The organism is Embleya sp. NPDC127516 (assembly GCF_044765325.1).
In the GTDB taxonomy this organism is placed as follows: domain Bacteria; phylum Actinomycetota; class Actinomycetes; order Streptomycetales; family Streptomycetaceae; genus Embleya.
In genome coordinates this window covers 21,126-41,914 of sequence record NZ_JBIWJT010000038.1, presented here as the reverse complement: position 1 = coordinate 41,914, position 20,789 = coordinate 21,126, and the positions used below count along the sequence as shown (strand labels likewise).

At 70.7% G+C, this 20,789-nt stretch carries 20 protein-coding genes and 4 pseudogenes; 11 read left to right on the top strand and 13 right to left on the bottom strand.

The features are described from left to right. Positions 1 to 37: 37 nt before the first annotated feature. Positions 38 to 706: a glyoxalase gene (locus ACIRL2_RS43865; protein WP_402240210.1), complete on the bottom strand. Its 669-nt coding sequence runs from the start codon at positions 704 to 706 to the stop codon at positions 38 to 40. Between the two features lie 5 nt (positions 707 to 711). Next, positions 712 to 1,096: pseudogene (locus ACIRL2_RS43860) on the bottom strand (helix-turn-helix domain-containing protein). Between the two features lie 15 nt (positions 1,097 to 1,111). Between ACIRL2_RS43860 and ACIRL2_RS43855 the strand changes: the two are divergent. From ACIRL2_RS43855 to ACIRL2_RS43845, 3 genes are all read left to right on the top strand, one after another. Further along, positions 1,112 to 1,258, top strand: a complete 147-nt coding sequence (locus ACIRL2_RS43855) for a hypothetical protein (protein ID WP_402240304.1) — start codon at positions 1,112 to 1,114, stop codon at positions 1,256 to 1,258. Between the two features lie 328 nt (positions 1,259 to 1,586). Further along, positions 1,587 to 1,991 (top strand): hypothetical protein, encoded by a 405-nt coding sequence (locus ACIRL2_RS43850; protein WP_395873084.1) that lies wholly within the window; start codon positions 1,587 to 1,589, stop codon positions 1,989 to 1,991. 284 nt (positions 1,992 to 2,275) lie between these two features. Continuing rightward, positions 2,276 to 2,779, top strand: a complete 504-nt coding sequence (locus ACIRL2_RS43845; RefSeq protein WP_402240208.1) for a hypothetical protein — start codon at positions 2,276 to 2,278, stop codon at positions 2,777 to 2,779. A gap of 253 nt (positions 2,780 to 3,032) precedes the next feature. On the opposite strand, the gene ACIRL2_RS43840 is transcribed toward ACIRL2_RS43845, so the two are convergent. After that, a complete protein-coding gene (locus tag ACIRL2_RS43840) occupies positions 3,033 to 3,497 on the bottom strand; it encodes a hypothetical protein (protein ID WP_402240207.1) in 465 nt (154 codons plus the stop codon). A gap of 54 nt (positions 3,498 to 3,551) precedes the next feature. Continuing rightward, on the bottom strand, positions 3,552 to 3,731 hold the full coding sequence (locus tag ACIRL2_RS43835; protein WP_402240204.1) for a hypothetical protein: 180 nt from the start codon (positions 3,729 to 3,731) through the stop codon (positions 3,552 to 3,554). A 373-nt stretch (positions 3,732 to 4,104) separates the two neighbouring features. On the opposite strand from ACIRL2_RS43835, the gene ACIRL2_RS43830 reads away from it, so the two are divergent. Next, complete coding sequence (locus ACIRL2_RS43830; RefSeq protein ID WP_402240201.1) at positions 4,105 to 4,731, top strand: hypothetical protein; 627 nt, start codon at positions 4,105 to 4,107, stop codon at positions 4,729 to 4,731. A gap of 71 nt (positions 4,732 to 4,802) precedes the next feature. Here ACIRL2_RS43830 and ACIRL2_RS43825 read toward each other — a convergent pair whose 3' ends face one another. After that, on the bottom strand, positions 4,803 to 5,279 hold the full coding sequence (locus ACIRL2_RS43825) for a hypothetical protein (protein WP_402240199.1): 477 nt from the start codon (positions 5,277 to 5,279) through the stop codon (positions 4,803 to 4,805). Positions 5,280 to 6,070: 791 nt separating this feature from the next. Here ACIRL2_RS43825 and ACIRL2_RS43820 point away from each other — a divergent pair. Together ACIRL2_RS43820 and ACIRL2_RS43815 are read left to right on the top strand one after the other, a co-directional pair. Beyond that, a complete protein-coding gene (locus ACIRL2_RS43820) occupies positions 6,071 to 7,546 on the top strand; it encodes an ATP-binding protein (RefSeq protein WP_402240197.1) in 1,476 nt (491 codons plus the stop codon). 723 nt (positions 7,547 to 8,269) lie between these two features. Then, positions 8,270 to 8,422 (top strand): hypothetical protein, encoded by a 153-nt coding sequence (locus tag ACIRL2_RS43815; protein ID WP_402240195.1) that lies wholly within the window; start codon positions 8,270 to 8,272, stop codon positions 8,420 to 8,422. Between the two features lie 3 nt (positions 8,423 to 8,425). Here ACIRL2_RS43815 and ACIRL2_RS43810 read toward each other — a convergent pair whose 3' ends face one another. Continuing rightward, positions 8,426 to 8,689, bottom strand: a complete 264-nt coding sequence (locus ACIRL2_RS43810; RefSeq protein ID WP_402240192.1) for a hypothetical protein — start codon at positions 8,687 to 8,689, stop codon at positions 8,426 to 8,428. Further along, a pseudogene (locus ACIRL2_RS43805) lies at positions 8,640 to 8,926 on the bottom strand (hypothetical protein); the annotation flags it as partial. The pseudogene ACIRL2_RS43805 and the gene ACIRL2_RS43810, both read right to left, overlap by 50 nt. 235 nt (positions 8,927 to 9,161) lie before the next feature. On the opposite strand from ACIRL2_RS43805, the pseudogene ACIRL2_RS43800 reads away from it, so the two are divergent. Then, positions 9,162 to 9,305, top strand: a pseudogene (locus tag ACIRL2_RS43800) (zinc-binding dehydrogenase); the annotation flags it as partial. Positions 9,306 to 9,416: 111 nt separating this feature from the next. On the opposite strand, the gene ACIRL2_RS43795 reads toward ACIRL2_RS43800, so the two are convergent. Then, the gene (locus ACIRL2_RS43795) at positions 9,417 to 9,908 is read right to left on the bottom strand and encodes an HIT family protein (protein ID WP_402240189.1); all 492 of its coding nucleotides are present in this window, start codon (positions 9,906 to 9,908) and stop codon (positions 9,417 to 9,419) included. 752 nt (positions 9,909 to 10,660) lie between these two features. Here ACIRL2_RS43795 and ACIRL2_RS43790 point away from each other — a divergent pair. Further along, positions 10,661 to 10,771: pseudogene (locus ACIRL2_RS43790) on the top strand (MBL fold metallo-hydrolase); the annotation flags it as partial. Between the two features lie 283 nt (positions 10,772 to 11,054). Further along, positions 11,055 to 11,585, top strand: a complete 531-nt coding sequence (locus ACIRL2_RS43785; protein ID WP_402240187.1) for a GNAT family N-acetyltransferase — start codon at positions 11,055 to 11,057, stop codon at positions 11,583 to 11,585. 77 nt (positions 11,586 to 11,662) lie between these two features. Here the strand turns inward: ACIRL2_RS43785 and ACIRL2_RS43780 are convergent, their stop codons facing one another. The 4 genes from ACIRL2_RS43780 to ACIRL2_RS43765 all read right to left on the bottom strand — a co-directional run bounded on the left by ACIRL2_RS43780 (position 11,663) and on the right by ACIRL2_RS43765 (position 16,583). Beyond that, positions 11,663 to 12,127 carry a hypothetical protein gene (locus ACIRL2_RS43780; RefSeq protein WP_395873073.1) on the bottom strand — a complete coding sequence of 155 codons (465 nt, stop codon included), beginning with the start codon at positions 12,125 to 12,127 and terminating at the stop codon, positions 11,663 to 11,665. 478 nt (positions 12,128 to 12,605) lie between these two features. Continuing rightward, complete coding sequence (locus tag ACIRL2_RS43775; RefSeq protein ID WP_402240185.1) at positions 12,606 to 13,340, bottom strand: hypothetical protein; 735 nt, start codon at positions 13,338 to 13,340, stop codon at positions 12,606 to 12,608. Positions 13,341 to 14,221: 881 nt separating this feature from the next. Further along, complete coding sequence (locus ACIRL2_RS43770) at positions 14,222 to 14,839, bottom strand: hypothetical protein (protein WP_395873071.1); 618 nt, start codon at positions 14,837 to 14,839, stop codon at positions 14,222 to 14,224. Between the two features lie 631 nt (positions 14,840 to 15,470). Further along, entirely contained in the window at positions 15,471 to 16,583 is a 1,113-nt protein-coding gene (locus ACIRL2_RS43765; RefSeq protein WP_402240184.1) for a hypothetical protein, read from the bottom strand. 165 nt (positions 16,584 to 16,748) lie between these two features. Between ACIRL2_RS43765 and ACIRL2_RS43760 the strand changes: the two genes are divergently transcribed. Continuing rightward, the gene (locus ACIRL2_RS43760; RefSeq protein WP_402240182.1) at positions 16,749 to 17,099 is read left to right on the top strand and encodes a hypothetical protein; all 351 of its coding nucleotides are present in this window, start codon (positions 16,749 to 16,751) and stop codon (positions 17,097 to 17,099) included. 203 nt (positions 17,100 to 17,302) lie between these two features. Here the strand turns inward: ACIRL2_RS43760 and ACIRL2_RS43755 are convergent, their stop codons facing one another. Next, on the bottom strand, positions 17,303 to 18,790 hold the full coding sequence (locus tag ACIRL2_RS43755; protein ID WP_402240180.1) for an NlpC/P60 family protein: 1,488 nt from the start codon (positions 18,788 to 18,790) through the stop codon (positions 17,303 to 17,305). A 476-nt stretch (positions 18,791 to 19,266) separates the two neighbouring features. Between ACIRL2_RS43755 and ACIRL2_RS43750 the strand changes: the two genes are divergently transcribed. After that, complete coding sequence (locus tag ACIRL2_RS43750; protein WP_402240177.1) at positions 19,267 to 20,688, top strand: hypothetical protein; 1,422 nt, start codon at positions 19,267 to 19,269, stop codon at positions 20,686 to 20,688. Positions 20,689 to 20,789 lie beyond the last annotated feature (101 nt).

Sequence of the window (20,789 nt, the reverse complement as noted above, 5' to 3'; positions counted from 1 at the left end):
GTACAGGGTCGAGCGGGGCGGGAGTGGGGGTCGGGAGTCAGGACAACGTGGGGGCGAGCGACGCGGCAGTCTCCCAGACGAACCCGTCCGCGTCGGTGCAGGCGCCGGCGGTGCTGCCGAGGACGATGCGGTGCGAGCCGGTGCCGTCGGCGGGGACGCCGAGGTCCTTGGCAAGGGCACGGCGCTTGTACAGCGCCAGCTTGACGGGGCTGGACTGACCGGGGGCGAACTCGGCGTACTTGCCACCGAAACTCTTGGCCACGGTCATGCCCCGGCCGACATAGAACTGCTTGGTGGCCTTCACGTCCTCGACGCCGATCAGCAGGACGACCTCGTCGATCTCGCGGGTGGCGGGGCCGGTGTCCTTCTTCGCCGAGGTCGCGATCTTCCAGATCGTCCCGTCCGGGGCCTGGACAACGCCGCCGTAGCCCCATAGCGACTTCGCCGCGGGCTTCAGCACCGTGGCGCCGGCGTCCACGGCGGCGCCGACGAAGCCGTCGACGGTGGCCGGCCCGGACACCGTGAGCGCCAAGGTGAAGCCGCGGAACCCGGTGGAGTGCGCCTCGGACGCCCGCAGGTCTATGTACGTGTCCACGCCGAAGGCGCTGTAGAAGCGGCGAGCGGCCTCGAGGTCGGCCACCTCGAGGGTGACGGACGCGAGGGACGCGAGGGACGTGCTGGCTGCGGTGGAAGCGGTGGTTGCCATGACCATCACGCTAGGGGCCGCGCGGCGGCCGGGGCTTCTCCATTCCTGACCGGTCCTGAGACTTGCTTCGCCACGCACGCCGGCATCCCCTCCACCTTGATCGCCGACCCCGCATCGCCGGCCGTACCCGCACATGGACATGGCCGTCCGCCGCGTCCGCCGCCTGGCGCCGCAAGGCCCCGGGCGGCAGGCAGACCGGCTCGGTGAAGCGGGTGGTGGACGCTGCCAGCGACGCGCAGCCGACCGCGAAGCAGACCTCCGTAACACTGAGGTCGCCCCGCCGCAGGAGAGCCGTCGCCCGCTCGACGCGACACGTCAACAGGTGCGCGCACGGCGACTCACCGTAGGCGGCCGGAACTGCCGACCCAGGTGCCCGGCGGACATGTTCAGGAGGGCTTGTCGAGCGTGTTCGTCGGCCTCGTCAAGCGCGTCCTCGAGACGCTGGACCTCGGCTCGGTGCGGATTGCAGACGTGTCCGAAGAGAGGCTCCGCACGCCGACGTTCGGCTCGACCATGACGCGTACGCGTTACGCGAATGCTTCCACACCATGAGCCGGAGAGTGTGCCGCAGCCCGCCCGACGCTCCCCACCGAGGCGATTCGCGTGCACGGTCGCGATGCGGCGCAGCCTTCGGGTGATGCCCGAGGCATCGCACCGAGGTGGACCGTGGTGCAGCAGCCACCATCGCGACGGGAAGTGGTGCACCCGCACCCCATGCCGGGCGGAAAACGGTGCACGGGAGCCGTATCGCGGGCTGCCGGATTGCTTCTATCGTTCCCGTCACGATCGCGCGGTCGGGATCGTGAGGCCCTCAGCCCCACGGTCCATCCTCCCTGTAGCACGCCGCCTCCGGCGGCCATCCCACACGAGATGGGCTTCCATGAAGCTGCGCACCAAACTCCTGAGCGTCCTCGGCACCACGGCCGTGCTGGCGGGCGGCGGGACGGTCCTCGCCTCCCCGGCGAGCGCCGAGTGCACCACCTGCGAACCCGTGGTGAATGCCACCGTCTACACCAACGGCACCCGGGCCGGCGAAGTGCGGTTCAAGTCCTACGGCGAGCACCTCTACGTACGCGACTTCAAGCAGGACGGCATGGCCGTCGTCGCCGAGTACTACGTCGGCAACGCCGATCCGCTGTACCGCGCACGCAACACCGTCGGGGTCGGCTACACCCTGGATGTGGATCTGGAGATCCCGGAAAGGTGGATGGTGCAGTTCCGGGCCTGCGTCTACAAGGCCAACACCCGTGTGACCTGCGGCGGGTGGATCACCGACTACGCCTGACCGAGCCGCTCCGGCCGCACGCCGGCCGGGGCATCGGGTCACATCCCGCCGTCCCGACCGACCTCGTCGAACGCTACGAAGCCGTGGTCCTGCTCCACACCGAACATGGCACCGACGACGCACGCCGGCGCATGGACGACCTCTTTGTGACTCGTAAGTACGACACCTGGCCTGGTTGAACAACTCCCGAGGCGCAGGATTGCCCGGCGCGCCCGGCGCGTTGCGTGTCACCACCGGGTGCGCAGCACACCGTCACCGTCGGGCAGGACGGCGCCGAGCAGTGGATGGCGTCGCGCAACGTCTCTGTCAGCAAACACAGTCGGACACGCATCGGCACCAACAGACCCTCGCCGGGGCCGATAGCCGCCACGCCGTGTCCAGGCCGCGCCTGGAGGCCAAATCGGGCGTCCTACGTCACGGCCAACGCAGCCGCGCGCCAATACCGGATACAGCTTCTCAACTACGCGGTCGCCGTCCAACGCGGCCGGGTCCGCGATCGGGAGGGCGACGACGCCGAGACCATCCGGCAGGCATACGTGGCGCAGATCACCGACATCCAGAGGACCGGCTCGCCTGAGGTCCTGGCCGAACTCGAGTCCGTGTCCACGACGTTGTCGTCTGCGCTGCGCAGGATCCGGTGCGTGGAGGACGGCGTTCCGGAGCCGAACGACGGCATCGACAGGTTCACCGGGACCTGCTGGAGGCCATGGAACGGTTGGTGGGTGAATACGCAGTGCGGCAGGGGGAGCCCCTTCCCCGAGGAGCGTGACGGAGCGAAACGAAGGTGAACGACGGGCGCCCCCGTTTGCCGCACCGTGTGCGGTTACGGTGCGGTGCACGGGGCCCCGTCGGCACCGGATGATGCGGGACGCGGCGCGGCAGCGAGCTACTGGCAGCGTCACCCGGACGGTGTGGTCGAAGGACGATGCGGACGGTGGCGCGCCGCCGTCCGCATCGCGTCGGATAACCTCCCCTCATTCGACGCGACAACCGGGCGCGCCACCACGCGAGGTCGCGAGAACGCGTAGGCGAGTTCCGCGCCTACGCGGCGAGACGGCGTGCCGCCTCCTCGACGAAGGCATCGACCGCGGCTCGGGCGTCCTCGATGCGCCGACGGCCGTCGGCATCGGGTTTGTGCGTGTCGATCGCCTTTTCGCGGGCGTCGGTGGCCAGCGCGACGAGACCGGGGTCGGCCCCGAGCAGACGCAGTCGGAAGATGGCACCGCGACTGCTGGTCCGGGTCCGGTCGGCCTCGGCCTTGAGTTCGGCGAGTTCGGCGGCGTTGCCGGCCCCGACCTCGAGCACGCGACGTGCGCGCTGGACCCCGCGGAAGTGCGTGAGCAACTCCGCGAGTTCGGCGCACACCGCGAGACGCTCGGCCCGCAACCGATCGGATTGCTCGACCTGCGCACTGCGTCTGCGCTCCCGCAACGCGAAGAGGTGAGTGGCTGCGGCACCCAGCAGGGTCCCGACGACGGCGACGGCGGCCGTGAGAATAACTTCCATGGCCGCATCCAACCCGCCACGAACGCGCCCGGTCCACAGGGGCGGGCCCTGCGCCTACAGCCCGATGCCCTCGGTGGCGGCAGGGTCCCCCCACATCTCGCCCTCCTCCACGCAGCACCAGAACACCGGGCTGTTCGCGCCGTGTCCGACCTGCTTCCGTAGCTTCTCGGGCTTCTTCCGCTTCTTGCGGCCGGTGGTGATCAGACCGCGCCGGGAGAGTGGCCGGTCATGCACACGTCCACGCCGGAGCGTTCGGCGGCCCGGGAACAGGCTGGTCGAACCCCTTGTCCCGGGACGGATGAGATGCGGACTTCTTCCCTGTACCGGTGTTTGGGCAGGCTGCAACGCTCAGAACGGCTCGACGTCGTCCAGCCGCGTCGGCGCCGTGGCCATGTACTCCGGCTCTCTCGAAAACGTCCTGCCCCTGCCGCGCCGCATCGGCGCGCGCTCACGGCCCGCCCGGTCCACCCAGTCCGCTCGCCGCGCGATCATCGTGGCGCGACGACAGCTGTCACCACGGTACGCGCCGCAGCGGCGACGGACCGGCGCCTCGGTCGTGGCAGGGTGGGCGCGACATCGATCCGACGGGCTGCGATCCCGTCGATCGATGATCGACACGCGGTGGGACATCCTGCTCCTCGGCGGCGCCTCGGGTCTGGGTAAAAGTCGGGCGGCGGCCGAACTGGCCCGGGAGCAGGGGGCGTTCATCGTGGAGTTCGACGACGTGGTCGGCGCGGTTCAGGCCATCACCGACGCGGAGACCCATCCCGGCCTGCACCACTTCAATCGGCTTCCCGACTCCGCGCCGCCGAGTCCCGACCGGGAGTTGCAACTCCAGATCGCCACCGCCATCGCGATGGAACCCGCCGTCGTCGGCGTCGTCGGCAATCGGCTGACCGTCCCCGTACCGGCCGTCGTGGAAGGCGACTACATCACCCCGGCCGCCGCCGCCCGGGCGATCCGCGCGGGTGCCGCCGCCGGGCGCAGCGTACGGGCGGTGTTCCTGCACGAGGACGACGTCACACAGGTTGTCGCCAACTACGCCGATCGCGAGCCGGAACTGGGCAGCCAGACACAGCGGGCCGAGGTCGGCGTGCGCTACTCCCGGTGGCTCGCCGACCGGGCCGCGCAGCACGGGCTGCCCGTGGTCGCCTGCCGCCCCTGGCGTACCCTCACCAGACGCATCACGCAGGCGGACGTCCCGGACGGCAGGTCGGCGGCCGGGCGCGGCTGACCCGCGGCGCACTCCTGGACCGGGCGCATCGGCGTCGCCCGCGGCCGCACCCGCCTCGTTCGGTCTCGGGCTCAATCGGGGCAGCCGGAGAACGGCAGGTCCCCACTGCGCGACGCACCACCGCCTGTACCCGGCGGTTCGACGACCGCGGCAGCTCGGCCGAAGCAGTCCGACACCTCCCCAACCCCGTGCTTGTCGCGAAGCTCGCCGATCAGGTGCAACTCGCCCGGGATCAGGAGGTAGGTGGGGAGGCTGAAGACGAGGGCGAGCGCGAAGGCGAGACCGCGGCGACCGCGGTCGGAACGGGTTCGCAGAGCTCGAATCCAGCCGAGGTGGAAAAGCACCAGCCCGAGCGCACCACACGTCAGCGCGGCCAGGAGCAGCGTCCACTCACGCACGGGCACCGGCTCGTAGAGGCACCGCGCCTCCGCCACGTTCACGAACCGGACGAACGCCGTCGTCCCGGCCACCGTCAGCGCGACCGAACACCACATCATCCCGGCCCGACCGCCCACGCCACGGCTGCCCCCGCTGCCCCCGCTGCCCATGGTCCCCCTGCCCCGGCGTTCCGCTCCGGCCCTGCGGTGATTGCCGGGCCGATCGCGCATCACCTCGTGGACGCACGGGCCGCCGATCGGTTCCCCACCGATCGGGGGCCGGCCGCCCACCCCAGCACCCGGATCAGCCGTCGTTCACCGTCACCTTCGAGACAACGCCAGCCGACAGTTGCCATCGGGCCACGATGCGCTGATAGTCACCGCGGGCCGGCCTGGATCGTGCCGTGGATGATCGCCCGCTTGAGCCCGCAACGGTCGGAAAGGGCGCGGATGCGCCGGGGGTTGCCGTGGGGGACCAGAATCGCGGTGCCGACCCGGCCTGCAGCGGAGCGCCCTTCCTGCTCGGCGACACGGTGCTGGTCGCCGACCAGAGCGGCCCCCAGGCCGACGCCTCGGGAAAGGTGACGGCCTACGACCTCGCGACCGGCGCCCGACGATGGTCCACCGACGGGATCACCGATCGCCGCGATCGGCGACCGCTGGGCACTGGTGGCCGTAGAGATGATCGTCCACGTCTATCCGGTGCGGACCCATTGAGCGGCATTCACGACGGCGATCCCCGCCCGCGACCGATGGTGTCCCGCGTCGGTGGCCGTGCGTCGTCGCGGTCGGGGCGCTTGAGCCGTCGCCCGGGACGAACAGGGAGCGGCTCGACCGGGCCGCCGTGCCGACACCGCCGCCCCGCTTCTTTGCACGCACGACACGCACGCACGGTCGAGAAACCATTGATAACCACAGTTATAATAGATACGTTCATCATTGCCGACGTCCCGGGTGGAATCGTGCACAAGCCGTCCGACATGTTCGACCGGGACTTCGAGTGGTCCGAGCTCGTGCGCTTCGCCGCCTATCCCGGACGCGAGGCCACGCTCGGCGTGGTCTCCGGGCGGCGCCGCCAGGGCAAGACGTTCCTTCTGGACGCGCTGTGCCGCGAGACGGGCGGCTTCTACTTCTCCGCCACCGAGGCCACCGAGGCCGAGTCGCTGCGCCAGTTCGGATCGGCCCTCGCGCGCCACACCGGCCAGCCGATCCCGTACCGGTTCGCGCACTGGGAGGAGGCCGTCGAGACCCTGATGGCCATCCCCGTCCCCGACGGCAGGCCCATGCCCGTGGTCATCGACGAATTCCCCTTCCTCGCGAAGGCGTCCCCCGAACTGCCCTCGCTCCTGCAACGCGCGCTCGGACCCAACGCGCGCCGCGGCGGCGCCCCGATCCGGCTGCTGCTGTGCGGCTCGGCACTCTCGCTCATGGGCAACCTGCTCACCGGGACCGCCCCCTTGCGCGGCCGCGCGAGCCTCGAATTGGTCGTACCCACCCTCGACTACCGGCTCGCCGCACGCTTCTGGGACATCGACGACCCCACCCTGGCGCTCCTCGTCAACTCCGTCGTCGGCGGAACCCCCGCCTACGCCCGCGAGTTCACCCTCGGCGACGCACCCGCCGACCTCGACGACTTCGACCCCTGGGTACAGCGCAACGTCCTCAACCCCGGACGCCCGCTCTTCCGCGAGGCCCGCTTCCTCCTCGCCGAGGAACCCGACCTGCGCGACACCGCCCTCTACCACGGCGTCCTGTCCGCGATCGCCGACGGCAACCACACCCGAGGCGGCATCGCGAGCTACCTCGCGCGCAAGTCCACCGACCTGGGTCACGCCCTCGTGGTCCTGGAGGACACCGGGATGATCATCCGCGACCCCGACGCCTTCCACGGCAAACGCTCCGCGTACCGCATCGCCGAGCCCATCGTGTCCTTCCACCACGCGGTCATGCGCCCCGAGTGGAGCGACCTGGAGCGTCCCGGTCACGCCGCGGACGTATGGGCCCGCTCCCAGGCCACCTTCCTCAGCAAGGTCGTCGGCCCCCATTTCGAACAGGTCTGCCGCGCCTGGACCCGCTGGTACGCCTCGCCCGACACCCTCGGCGGCCACCGCGTCCGCGTGCAGTCCGGCACCATCCCCGACCCCGCCGCCAAGAACGGCCTCGAGGTCGACGTCGCCGTCTTCGGCCGCGACGACCACGGCCGCGAAACCCTCCTGGCCATCGGCGAGGCCAAGTGGAAGGCGCGGATGGGCCGAGCCCACCTGGCCCGCCTCGAACGCATCCGCGAACTCCTCGCCGCCCGCGACGGCGTCGACGCCACCCACACCCGCCTGCTCTGCTTCAGCGGCGACGGCTTCACCGACGACCTGCACACCGCCGCCACCGACAACCCCGACCTCCAACTCGTCGGCCTCGACCGCCTCTACAACGGATCCTGACACCCGCCCGGCCGGTCGCCCCAGCGTCCTCGATGCTCGCAAGCCCGCAAAGAGGCGGTGTGGCGTCGCGCCCGCAGGATAGGGATTCGGCCGCTGTCCTCCTCCGGCGGACGGACCGAACCTCCACCGGAGACGGGAACCCCGGCACCCGTCATAATTCCAGTGATGAGAACTGGAGTTATGCACGTGGAGCCCGCCGTCGACACTCCTCGGGCCGGACGAGATGTTCGACCGCGACCACGAACGGCCCGGCGCGAACGGACGCGATCTGCGGTCCCGCACCGAGGCGTGTTCAGCGTCGGGGCGCCTCCGGAAGCAGGCGCATGGCCAGGACGGAGCCGTCCGGGTGGATGGAGATCGGGCCGTCCCACTCGGGAGCCTCGGGGCTCTTGGGGCGTTTCGCGTTCCAGGTCGGGAGAGCGTCGCGGTTCTCGCGGACCCGTCGGGCGACGAGGTAACGAGCGTCGCCCGGGTGCGACGCCCTGACCAGGGGTGCGATCGGACCGCGTACTCGGGGACGCTGGGTCCGGTCGCACTCAGGTCGTCGAAGTCGAGGGGAACGCGGCGGCGTTCGCCTGCCGTGGTGATGGTGAAGCCCTGTTCCGGCGCCGCGCTCCCGTTGTCGGCAAGGCTGCGGCGTGACGAGTGTCCTCGCCGTGCGGAGTACGAGCCGGCGGGATGTTCTGGAGACATGGACCGTGACCCTGACCCAACGCGTGATGATTGGCGACCGGCCTGGACCAGGCCGCCGCCGAGCAACTCGTACGTCGGATGTGGGACGCGGGTGTAGCCGAGGGCACGCGACGGATGGCCGCCGATCTCGCGGCCGCGCACCTTGAGATCGCCGAGCTGCGCGCCGAAGCGGGCCTCGACTGAGCCTCAGGTGTTCTCGCAGCCGCAGATCCGGGTGACGCGGCCGGCGTTCATGATGACCGTAAACGGGTGGCCGATCTCGGTGTTCTCGCCGTCGACGTGCAGTTCGCCCTTGGTGCCGACCGCGAGCTCCGGGCCCTCGGCGATCACCGCGCTCCACGCGACCGGACCGACATGCTCGGCCGGCGGCCAGTCGTACAGGTCGACGTCGACCTCCACGTCACCCAGACCCGGCACGGCGAGGTAGCCGTGCGCCTCGATGATCTCCATCGTTCGAGTGTGGCCCGATCTGCGGGGAACGTCGCCCGGTCCGCGGTCGGGCGACGTCGCCCGGGGCGAGGTCGAGGCGCAGGCGATGCCACGAGGGTGTCGGAGCAGTCCCGCGCGGGTGATGGCGGCGTACGCAACCTCGCCGACCAGACGCGGCAGCACCCAACGGGCCCCGGAGACGGAAGGCCTGGGGTGGAAGGGGCAGTCGTCGGTGGCGGCCACGCGCAGCAGTTCTGCCGGGTGGCGCGTTCACATGTTCGGATCAGTGGGCCACTTATATGGATCACTGATCCGGATAGCCCTATACCGCAGCACGGGCAGGAGAAGGAGAAGACGATGCCGACACACGATGAGGGCGATCCGGATCCATGAGCACGGTGGCCCCGAGGTTCTGCGCTACACGGTGGCCCCGAGGTTCTGCGCTACGCCGAGGTGCCGATTCCCGTTCCGGGGCCGGGCGAGGTGCTCGTTCGAACCGGGTCGCTTGCTCGACGCGGGCACGGTCCGCGTCGCGATCGACAGCACATTCGCGCGCGCGGATGCCCGAGCAGCGCACGAACGCGCCGCCCGAGGACACGTTCAGGGCAAGATCGTACTCACGGTCGCTGGGGATTGAGCCGCCTCACCGACCGCCGTGGCATCACCAGCCTTGCCCGTTCCTGCCGAGGCGGACACGACCTTCAGAGCCGGAACCGGACAGTACCGGCGGGATCGACCGGGAGGAGGGTCAGCCGATCCGGGGGTCGTGAACGCGGCCGTGGTCCTGTCCGAGGCACTTGCGTATCGCGAGGGCCACCCGATCCATCTCCACGGTCGACACCCGCTCGGCCCCGGTCGGGTGCAACAGGGTGAACACCTTGGGGCCACGCAACTCGGGTGCCAGGTCCGCCATCCGAGGCACCACGTGGAAGTGGACGTGCTCGAATCCCGGCTTCTCGGCGAACTGCGCCACGTAGGTCTTGGCGCAGCCGGTCGTCTCGTGCAGTGCCCGCGCCAGGCGGACCTGCCACAGACCCAAACCGGCGGCTTCGTCATCGGTCAGGTTCGCGATCGAGGTCACATGTCGCCGGGGGACCAGGACCAGCCAACCCGGCAGACTCGTGCCGACCGAGTGCGTCACCCTCCACAGCACGTCGGAGGCGATCCGTTCGCGAGGCGGGAGGGTGTCGTACGAGGCGTCCTGCCGGCAGGAGTAGCAGTCCTCGGAGGGTGTCGTCATAGGCCCCGCGCGAAACTCATTCGTTACGTCTCCCCGCCCCATGACCATGCCAACCAACCGACGCGGCGACGCTGAACGAGCCACATGATCCGCCGGGCAGGACCCAGCGGCTCGCCGGCCGGACTACGGCTCCGGTGGTCACCACCCCGCGCACCCACGGTTCCGGGGAGCCCCGGAAAGAATCGCGCCCTTCTTCCGAACCATCGACAGCGAGCCGGCGGGACGGCGCAGAGCACACGGACACCCCACCCGCATGCGTTCCGCCACGGACACAGCTCGCGGCCGACGCGCGATCCGAGGGGCAATCCGGATGGCGCGTAACGTCACGTCAGGACGGACGTCGCCTGATACGGCACTGGGTGAAGTACTTCACCGTGCACATCGGCGTCTTGGGTACCGACCGATCGTCGTCGAGCCACAGTGCCTCCTCCCATGCACCTTCGCGGGCGCCGCGATTCCCCGTTCGACCGTGCCGACACGTGCCGGAGCCGCCCACGGACGAGCCCCCGACGGCCCGGTGGGATCAACTGTGGCGGCCCGCAGACCCGGTGGGGCGAACAACGGCGTCCCGCCTCGGCCTGGGCGTGCATCCCCGCGCCGAACTGCGTAAACGGCCCACGAATGGGACCAGTTCATGCGGCCGCGATCAACGAGCAGTGTCGGCCGGTCGCCATGACGGGCAACGCGTCACGCTCGAAGGCCACGGCCCGCCCCCTCCTGAGCCCGGAGCTCGTATCCACACACTGCGCACCATGACCGACGCCAGGCGCGCCATTGAGCAGGTGCGGAGGACCGGACGCCCGGTCGTCGCGATCCTGCTTAGCCATTCCCACCCCGATCACGTCGGCGGCGCGGGGGAGTTCCACAACGCCTCCCGCAGGCACCCATCTACGCCTCTGTCGCGACCCGACCATTCCTGTCGGCAACCAAGCGTACGGCGCGCGGCCCAGCAACTTCACCGCTTCGTGCGAGGAGATCGCGACCGCCCACGCCCGCTACGCGCCCGCGTCGATGATGGACGTCACCGTCGAGGTCCGGTCTTGTTCGGCGCGGCGCAGCGCAGCGCAGCGGGTGCATGGCTTCGGGTTCATCGTTTCGGGTTCATGGCTTCGGCTCCGATCCGCCGACGCTGTCTAGACTTCCGCCGTGAACGACACCACTCATGGCATACGGATCCGACCGGGCGGCCTGGCCGACGCACCAGCCGTGCTGGACATGCTCGACGCCGCAGTGGCCTGGATGAACGAGCGCGGCAACACCGAGCAGTGGGGCACGACACCGTACTCTCAGAAACCCGGCGGGGTGGCGCGGGTCGAGCGGTACATGACCGACCACGACCCGCACATCGCGGAGTTGGACGGGGTACTCGTCGGCGCCCTGGTGTTGGACACGGGACCCAACCCCTTGGTGCCGATCGCGCCGGCCGAGGAACCCGAGCGCTACGTCCGGCTACTGGTCTCCGACCGACGGCACGCCGGCCACGGCATCGGGTCGACGCTGTTGGCCCATGCCGCGGACGAGACCCGGCGGGCCGGCGTGAAGCTGCTGCGGGTCGACTGCTGGGCGGGCGGCGGGGGCGAACTGGTCGCGTACTACGAGCGCAACGGTTTCACCCCCACCGATCGCTTCATGTCCGACGCATGGCCCGGACAGGTGCTCGCCCGGCGAGTCGACTGACAGCACGCGGAGGTTCGCCGACACGACCACGTGGAGGAAGTCGCAGCTCCGTCTCCGCCGGGCTCGCCTGGTGCGGCTCAGGGGGCCAGCGCGACATGACAGTAGGGCGTCTTGTACGCGGACGTGTCGAAGCACCTGACGGTGTCGCTGCTCGAGATCTTCGTCCACATTCCCCGGATGTGGTACGTCTGCGCGCCACCGTAGAAGGACACGTGATATCCGGTGTCGGGAAAGGTGAAGGCATCGACATCCTTCTTGTCCCATAGCCACCCGCCCACCGATTTGCCGGGGTTCAGATCCTGCTGCTGACAGCTCACGGTGCGTTGCCCACCGGGGAAGTTCCATACGTTGCACCGATGGTCCCCGCCGGTGTCCAGCTTGAGGGTGTAACGCATCTTGTCGCTCGCCGTGTCGTTCACCGCTCGACCACAAGGCGCCCACGTGCACCCGGAGGCGCTGGCCGGGCCGCCCGTGAAGACGACTCCGCCGAAGGCCATCGCCATAACCGCGACACCGCCCGCAAGCTTCCTTCGCCGACTCATCTACTCCTCGCATCTCTCACACCGTTCAGCGGGTGGTGTGCTCCCCCCGACCACATCGTGTGATCTGCACACCCAACGTCTCCGGCTGCGGCGGCGGGAGGCAATACCGTCGTCGTCCCGCTCCGGGGACGGGACACTCACAAGGCTCCTGATCTGCTGTTCCGCCGCGGAGATGGGACACCTGTGGGACGTGGCCCCGAGGACTCCGATGGCGACGCCGACTTGCGATTTCCGACTGCCGACCGTGGAGCCGGCCGCCGCGTGTACGCCCACGGGCCTCGCCATCCGCGACGTCGAACGGTTCACCGCAGGTGTGGCCTGCGCCGCGTGGGCGATGACCGACGCCACCGGTCGCCGCACGGACCACCCGCCGAGTCACCAAGGTGCTCTTCGGTCGAGTGGGGCGGCGGGCACGGAGCCTGCCCGGGCGGGTGCACCCACCCGGTCCGTCGCCACGCCCGCCGTCGCCGCCGGTCGGTCACAGGCGGGCGGTGGCCTTGGGAACAAGCCGCGGCAACAGGTCGGCCTCCCAGCCGCGTTGGGGGTAACCGTCCGGCGTGGACAGGTGGCCCAGAGGGGTGATCCGGATGATGAACTCGTCCTTGCGGAACTGCACGCCGCCCTGCGCGCTGTAGCCGGCATCCGCGCCTGCCGAGGGCGGCAGTTCCCGGTAGTCGGCGAGCCGGCGCGGGCCCGAGGCGGTGAAGTCCCAGTCGTGGGTCATCTCGGCGCCGGTGGCGATCGACACGATGTCCACGGTCAGGCTGATCGTGCTGTACGCGTCGATCACCCGAGGCGTGTCCAGCGTGAGTTTGCAGGTGGTGCTGCGCAGCGCGGGCCCCTTGCTCTTGAGGAATCCGCGGGCGTCGGCCGTGCCGACGACTTCGACGCCGCGCACATCGGGAAAGACCTCCCGGACGTCGGTGGCGGTGACGATGTCGCACGCGTCCGGCCACGTGGTCGGGTCGTCGGGCCGAGCCGTGAACCTGCCGTCCTTCCCGGGCGCGGGCGGCGCCGAGGGCCGAACGTCGGCCGTGCGAACCGACTTCGCGCTCGCCGTCGGCTTACGGCCCGTGGTGTCGATCGACGGCAACGGTGGCATCGGCTGTTGCTCCGCGGCCGCGGGTGGTCCCGCTCCGGCGGGGTCCTGGAACGCCTTGCGATCGTGTCCGCCGCCCCCGTCCGTGCCGTTGATCAACAAGGCGGCGACCACGGTCGATACGATGCCCGCCGCGACCAGCGCGACCCATCTGACCGGACCACCCGCAAACGCGCCGGAGCGCTCCCTGGCACCGACCTCCCCCGGCCCGGCCGGAGGCGGAAAGGGCGGGAACGTCGGAGTGGGCGGAGCCGCGGGAGGCGGCGAGGCGTGTGCGGGTCGGGGCGGGTCGGGTACGTCGCGCCGGGCTTCGGACACACTGAACTCCAGGAAATCACGGACTCGTTCGGCACCGGGCACCATTCGCCACCCTGTACGCGAACGGTCCCGGCCACGGCACGCTAGGCGCCCGGCCACACACTCGGCATCCAACGAGCGCAGGAGAACCGGGTAAACCCTGGCGGTATGCGGGCGCGATCGGTCCGAATGCGCCGGGTTCGGGCGGATCCCGGTATGCGTGTCGCGTCGCGGTATGTGCGGTGTGCCGTTCCGTGCGTGCGCGTACGAGGCGACGCCGGCAGCAGGGGCCCGGGGGAGGTTCTCTTTCGGGTGGGCCGCGTACGGTCGCGTGGTGGCGGTCGTTCACCGTCTCGGGTGCGACGCGGCTCGGTGGGCTCGGGGTGCGGGTGCGCGTGCGGTTGCGGTTGCGGTTGCGGTTGCGGTTGCGGTTGCGGTTGCGGGTACAGCGTGGGTCGGGCCGGGGTCGTGGGTCCGTGGAAGTCGTATTCGCTGCGGAGGTCGAGGCTGAGCAGTGGTGCTTCCGGTGCCGGTCGGTGGTCCCGGTCGCGGGAGACGGACCTGTTGTTTCGCCGATGGGCAGGTGAAATGTTCACCGATGGGCTGGTGAAGCCCAACCGCCGCCGGAGAGCACGTTCTCCGGCGGCGGTTGGGGAGGTTGACTCAGGTTGGTCGAATTGCTCCGGTCGAGCCCGGGGCTACTTGGAGACCTTGTTGTGCTTGAAGTCGTAGCGCCAGAACCTGGACGCGGTGCTGGTACCGACCTTCACGCGGGTCTCGACCTGGCAGGTGAGGGTGCCGTTGATGCCGCCGAACAGGCGCAGGTGGCCGCGTTGTTCGTAGACGTCGAATCGGTAGTCCTTGTAGGCGGCGCCGCCGCGCAGGACGTAGTGGCCCTTCTTGCCCTTCAGGGGCAGGGTGGCGCTGATGGTGTCGGTCCAGGTCTTGGTGACGTCGAAGCCGACGGTGGCGCTGATGCCCTCGTGGCTGACGCCCAGGGTGCCGCCGACCTTGTTGGCGAGGGAGACGCTCTTGTCGAGCTTGACCGCGATGGGAGCCCAACTCGAGGCGGACCAGTTCGGTTCGTCGGGCCAGACGGTGTGGGTGCCGATGAATTTCGGGTTCTTGGCCTCGCGCTTGCCGGCGCAGGGCTTTCCGTCCGCTGCGGGCTTCTTGGCGGACGTGCTCGAGGACGCCTTGCGGGACGACGAGGAGGAAGAGGATGAGGCGTCGGCTGCGGTGAAGAGTCCGGCGAGGACGATCAACGTCAGTGCCAGGACCAGCGTAAGACGCAGGTGCGTTGTGCGGGTCGCCATGATGGTTCTCCAGGATGGAGGCGCGGCGATGTCGTGACGTCGCCGTCGCCGTCGTGGGGATCGGATGTCGCCCGGCCGGGGCTGTCGACGGTGCGGCGCGGGGCCTGTCCCGTTCTCGGGATGTGAGGCCGGCCGTCGACGCCGTCCGAGCCGAGATTTCCCGTCCGTCGCGGCTGCGACAAGGGCTGTGGGCGTGTGGGACAGTCCGGCTCTGTCCGGCCTGGTCGGAGGCCCTGTCCGAGGGTGGGGACGTACGTCACGCCGGTGTCCGAGCCGGTGTCGGTCGGCGAGTTCGTGGTGTTGCGCCGCCTCGACGGGATATCAGGCATCCGGGACGCCGCGCCGTGTGGTTCGTGTTGCGCCGGGGTGGGCGCCTCGGCCGCGCCGACGCTCACGGAGGTGGGTTCGGTCCCGTGGCGACGACGGTGCGGGTCGGTGTGCGATGGCCGTGCCGCTCGTTCACGTGCCGGCGGGGTGACAGGGGCGTACCGGAGACGATGTTCGGCGAATGCCCATGCTCGTTCCGGGGCATGACAAAGCGCCTCGCCGGGTCGACGTCGGGCCGTGGTGGGCGTTGTTTCGCCGGGTGGCCGGGTGGGGCTTGTGTGCGCAAATCGGGTTTGAGCGCCCGCTACAGGCAGTCGTTGGTCACGTCGTGGCAGGTCTCCTCCGGGAAGGGGTCGGCCGGTTCGGTCCTGTACGGCGGCCAGGTGAAGGCGGGTTGCTGCGAGGTGGCCCGGGGCCAGGGCGGGGGCGTGTACTCGTCCCGGCGGGGCACCGTGATCGTGGTGCGCGGTGCGGGCGGGGCCGGTGGCGTGCTCTTGGGTGCGCCGGCCGCAGGTGGGGTGCTGTTCGCCGACGGCCGGGACGCGGGTGTGTCGTCCGCGACGGGACTCACGGCGGCGATCGGGGTATCCACCGTGGTGGGCTCAGCGCTGTGCGGACGGGGCGAGTTCGCGGGGGCCGATCCCGGCGGCGTCGGGCGGGCGTCGTCGGAGTCGCGCAGGATGCCGATCCCGGTCGTTCCCGCGGCGAGCAGCAGCACGGTGGCCACGGTCACGGTGAGCCGACGGCGCCGCGAGATACCCGACAGGATCCGCCGCTTCGACGACCGGCGCGAGCCCGTGGGCGCGTCCTCGGCGGGCGGCGTGTCGGCGATCGGGGACGGGGCGTCGTCCTCGGCCGGAGTGTGCGGGAGTTCGTCGCCTTCGTGTGCCTGGCCCGTATCGGAGACCGGGATGCCGCCGCCGTCGTTGCCTTCGGCGCCGGGGCCGGGGCCGGGGGCCGGGGTGTCGCTTCCTTCGGTGGCGGGGCCGGGAGCAAGGGTCGGCGCGGTCTGGTCGTCGTCCGGGGGCTTTGTGTCCGTCGGTGCGGCCGGTTCGTCGTCGTGCGCGGGGTCGTCGTCGGGATCGGCTGCGGACTCCTGCCGGTCGGGGTCCATTCCCGACACGACGAGGCCTTCGAGGTCGACAGCCAGGCGCTTGCGCGCCAGTGTCCACTTCTCGACCGTGGCGGCGTCGCCGCCGCAGGCGCGTACGAACACCGCGAGGAGTTCCTCGCGCGGCAAATCCTGGCGGTTCAGTACGCCGGCGAGCGTTGCCCTGGGCAGGCTCGCCCCGAACCCCTGGGCTCTTCGCTCCAGCGCTCGGTAACTCAGGTTCGTCCATTGCCGTAACTGCCGCATCGCGGTCACGAACTCTGCCGGCGTGCGCGCCGAGTCCGGACCCGGTTGGGTATTCGTCACCGTGGTCGACCGTCCCTGTCCCCCGTGGCGGCCCGTTCACGGACCGAAACAGCGGTCATTCTCATGAACGGACGGCGGGCGGACAAGTCCTTCTCGACATCTGTCACGGCTTGTCCCGGTGCACGACACTGCCGGTTCGCGAGGCAGGAGCCTCGCGGACCGGCAGTGGAAGTGCCCTCGGAGAGTGAATCGTTCGGGATGTGGCCGGGCACCATCATCGATGAAGTCGGCCCAGGCCCGGCGCCGGGCCGGGGCCGGGGTCGCACGCACGCGCATCCGTCGGTCGCCGGTCAGGTGCACGACGATCGCACCGATCTGCAGGAGCACGAACTCGACGGTCGCTGCCCGGACCGGGGCCGGCCACGGCGCGAAGCCGGTCACCAGCGGCAGCAACGGGCCGACGACACCCAGGACCTTGATCGTCTGACGGCGGGCAGCGGTACGCGCTCCGGCCAAGCCATCATCAGGCGGAGCAGATCGCGGCTGCGGATCACCTTGAGCACGCCCGCGTCTTGAAGCTGCCGTCCGTGGCGATCGCGTTCGGACCGTGACCTGCGGTCCTCCCTCTCGGGAGGATGACTCGCCGCCGCTGCGAAGAGCACTTCGACGTTCGCGCCGCCGGGCTCCCTCAGGTCTGTTCGGTGCCGCGGCGCGGTTGCATCGGTTGTCGAAGGGTGCGCCGGTCGGGCCAGGGGGTGTGACACGCGACGTGGGAGTTGTCAGCGACGGGCAGCGGTGACGTGGCGGTACGCGACGACCCGGGACGCCGAGGCGAGGGTGGCGACGGTGACGGTTTTACCATTGCCGGGGGAATGAACGACCTTTCCGTTCCCGATGTACAGCTGCACGTGGCCGCCGCCGTTGGTGATCACCAGGTCGCCGGGGACGAGAGCCCGGCGGGTGGTCGAGGTACCAGATCGGGCCATGTCCCAGGTGGTGCGCGGGAGTTGCACCCCTACTGCGGCCCAGGCTCGCATCACCAGGCCCGAGCAGTCGAACGCGCCGGGGCCCGTCGCGCCCCACCGGTACGGCTTGCCGACCTGGGCCTTGGCATAGGCCACAGCAGCGTCCGCGCCGGACGCGTGCGCGGCCGGACCGGGCTTGCGGGGGTCGGTGGTACCACGCGTGTCGGGGACTGAAGCATGGGAGACGTCGGCATCAGTGGCGGTGTCGGTGTCGGCCTTCGTCGCGGCCGGTGTTGTCGTCGCGGTGGGTTCCGTGGACGTGTGCGCCGTGGACCTGAGCGCCGTGGATCCAGGCACGCGCAGGGTGGCGCCGGCGTAGATGAGGGTGGAGTTGCCGAGTCCATTCGACGCCTGGAGCGCCGCCACCGTCGTGTTGTGGTCCACGGCCAATTGCCAGAGCGTGTCGCCCCACCGCAGGACGACCTCCCGCTCGGCCGCCGGCTCGACGGGTTCGGCTGCGGGGGTCGGCTCAGTCGCGGAGGCGGGGCCCGTCGGGTCGGGTTCGCCCACCGCGATGCCGGGGGCGGTCGCGGAATTGGCGGGGGTGTCCGGGGCCGGCGGCTTCGCGGTCGGGGTGGACGCGTCGGCGCCCGGGGTGCCGTTCGCGGGCTTGCCGTTCGCGGGCTTGCCGTCCTGCGGAGCGGCGGTGTTCGTGGGGGCCGCCGTCGTCGGTGCGGCAGTGGTCGTCGGTGCCGTGGCGGCGGGCTCGGACTGCGTGTGGGGCGCGTCCGTGTCTTCCGAGGTCGGTACGTCCACGACGAGGTCGGGCGACGCGGCGGGTTCGCTCGCGCTCGGCCTGGGCGACACGAGCGCGAATACGCCGATGACGAGCGCGCACAGCAGTACCACCAGCAGGCCGCCGCGCTTGCGGGCCGCGGCGCGCCAGGCGTCCCTCGCGGGCGCCGTCGAGTGCCTGCGCCGCCCGCCGGCGATGGTCCTCGTACGGCCCGGGGCGGGCGACGCGTCGGCGATGGCCGTTCCCGCCGGTGGGGTGTCGGTCTTCGCGCGGTCGGCCGCTCGCGATTCGCCCCGTCCCGCCGCGGATTGAGGCGTCGAGCCGGCGGCGGGACGACGCGCGGGTCGGACCCGGCCCACCGCGACGGTGCGCTCCGAAGCCGGGATCTGCCCGGCCCCCGTACCCCGCACGGACGTCGTGGCCGTCGTGGCCGCCCGCTCCGAACGGCCCGCAGGCGCGTCGCCCGCCCCGTCCCGGGCCGGAACGCGCCGCATTTGTTGTGTCATGACGACCTCCCTCGTCGGCCGCCCTCGCGGCTCGCAGGAAACGCTCGCCGTCTCGGCGATGTCCGGCCAGAGCATTCGCCGTCCGAGACAGTCCGGACTCGTCCGACGCCCGACGGCCTGCCCTTCCGCAGGCCGGCCGGCGGAGCGTCGCGACGCCGACCGACGCGACGCTCGTACGCCCGCCCAGGAATCAACCCCTGCGCGCCCGACCCGAAGCAACGCGAGTCACGGCCGCCCTGCGGCCGGCGCCGGCGCGCGTCGACACCCCCGGTGGACGTATGCCGTGTCCATGGAGCGCAAAGGCGCCTTCGAGAACCGGAGCCGTCGTCCGACCCGCGAAAGCGACCTCAGGAAAGCCCGCTGACCTGCGCGGACGACTCCGGACAGTCCCGGACGCCCCAATCCCTGGCCGGACGATGCGACCGGCGGGGAGGCTCGGCCGTGTTCGAGCCGACCAGTGACGAGGAGAAACCCCCGTGACACGACGACTGTTCGCAGCCGGTCCCGGAAGGCACCGCAGGGACACGCCACAACACCGGTTGCTGCGGCCCGTCGGCCTGCTGCTGGGCGCAGCCGCGCTCGGCGTACCGGCGCTCGCCTTCGCCGGACCCGCGGCCGCTTCCGAACGCGGACGCCCCGCGACCCACGGCATCGTCCCCCGCGAAACCACCGCACCCGAGCCTGCGGCTCCACCACGCAACACCCGCCCCGACACCAAGGCGACACCGCGGACCGATACCTCCTCCACCCGAGACCCCGAGGCGCCGGAGAGCGTTCCCGCGTGTTCCTGCCCCGGCGACCGGCACCCGCCCGAGAAGCCCACCGACCGGCCCGACGCGAAGCCCCCGGCCGTGGACGGGTCGGATGCCCCCACCAACGACGAGAGCTGCGGCGGGGGTTCGACCGAGACGGCAGACGGCTCGAACGCATCGAACAAGACCGACGGCACGGAATCCCAGGACCCAAAATCCCAGGCTTCGGAAGCTGGGGACACCGAAGTTCAGGACACGGAACCCAAGGACACGGAACCCGAAGACAAGGCGCCTGAGCCTGCGGCGACCGACCAAGCGGCGGACGACCCCGGCTCCGAGGAGTCGGGCAACGAGCAGGCCGAACCGGACACGACATCCACCCCGGCCCCGAAGAACGAGCCCGAGAACGACGGGGTCGGCACGCAGCCCGACACTCCCCAGACCCCGACGAACGCCGACGCCGGCGGATCCGACACCGGGGCACCCGAAGCCGAGACGTCGAACGACTGCGCATGCCCCAAGGGTTCGAACGAAACCCAGACGCCTCCCGATCCGGACGACAAGCCGGAGGCCCAGACCCCCAAACAGGCCGACTGCTCGACGAACCCGGCGGACCCGACCAACGAAACCGACACGAACGACACCGCTACCACCACCGACTCGACGGACTCGACGGGTTCAACCGGTTCAACCGGTTCGACGGGTTCGACGGGTTCGACGGACTCGACGGGTTCGACGGACTCGACCGAGCCGCCGGAGACCGACGCCCCCACCGACGCGACGAAGCCCGGCGACTCGCAGACCCGGCCCGACCGCACCTGCTCCCCCGCACCCGCCCGCGCAAAGGCCACCCCTCAACCGGACGCAAAGAAGGGCAAGGCCTCGAAGCCCAAGACCTCGAAAGCCAAGAACCCGAAGAGCAAGACACCGAAGAGCAAGACACCGAAGGCCAAGACACCGAAGGCCAAGACTCCGACCAAGCGTTCGCCCCACAAGAAGAAGCCCCGATGCACGGAATTCGACCCCGCCAAGCCCGGACAGGTCGAACCGCACGCACCCGCCGACGACACCCTCGTCGCGTCCCGACCCCTCACGTCACGGCCGACGATGTCCAACATCGTCCAGACGGACCGCGTCGGCGCCTGACGCGAGACACCGAAGGCCTCACCTCCGAACGCGACGCCCGTCGCGGCGACACCGCCGAACAACGAATGAACGGGCGAGCGTACGACCGAACAAGGAGCACA

Coding starts and splice junctions, on each gene's coding strand:
- ACIRL2_RS43830 (WP_402240201.1), top strand. CDS start 4,105: ATGATCGACACGCGGTGGGACATCCTGCTCCTCGGCGGCGCCTCGGGT.
- ACIRL2_RS43770 (WP_395873071.1), bottom strand. CDS start 14,839: ATGGCGACCCGCACAACGCACCTGCGTCTTACGCTGGTCCTGGCACTG.
- ACIRL2_RS43825 (WP_402240199.1), bottom strand. CDS start 5,279: ATGGGCAGCGGGGGCAGCGGGGGCAGCCGTGGCGTGGGCGGTCGGGCC.
- ACIRL2_RS43755 (WP_402240180.1), bottom strand. CDS start 18,790: ATGACACAACAAATGCGGCGCGTTCCGGCCCGGGACGGGGCGGGCGAC.
- ACIRL2_RS43795 (WP_402240189.1), bottom strand. CDS start 9,908: ATGACGACACCCTCCGAGGACTGCTACTCCTGCCGGCAGGACGCCTCG.
- ACIRL2_RS43865 (WP_402240210.1), bottom strand. CDS start 706: ATGGCAACCACCGCTTCCACCGCAGCCAGCACGTCCCTCGCGTCCCTC.
- ACIRL2_RS43850 (WP_395873084.1), top strand. CDS start 1,587: ATGAAGCTGCGCACCAAACTCCTGAGCGTCCTCGGCACCACGGCCGTG.
- ACIRL2_RS43840 (WP_402240207.1), bottom strand. CDS start 3,497: ATGGAAGTTATTCTCACGGCCGCCGTCGCCGTCGTCGGGACCCTGCTG.
- ACIRL2_RS43780 (WP_395873073.1), bottom strand. CDS start 12,127: ATGAGTCGGCGAAGGAAGCTTGCGGGCGGTGTCGCGGTTATGGCGATG.
- ACIRL2_RS43810 (WP_402240192.1), bottom strand. CDS start 8,689: ATGGAGATCATCGAGGCGCACGGCTACCTCGCCGTGCCGGGTCTGGGT.
- ACIRL2_RS43845 (WP_402240208.1), top strand. CDS start 2,276: ATGGCGTCGCGCAACGTCTCTGTCAGCAAACACAGTCGGACACGCATC.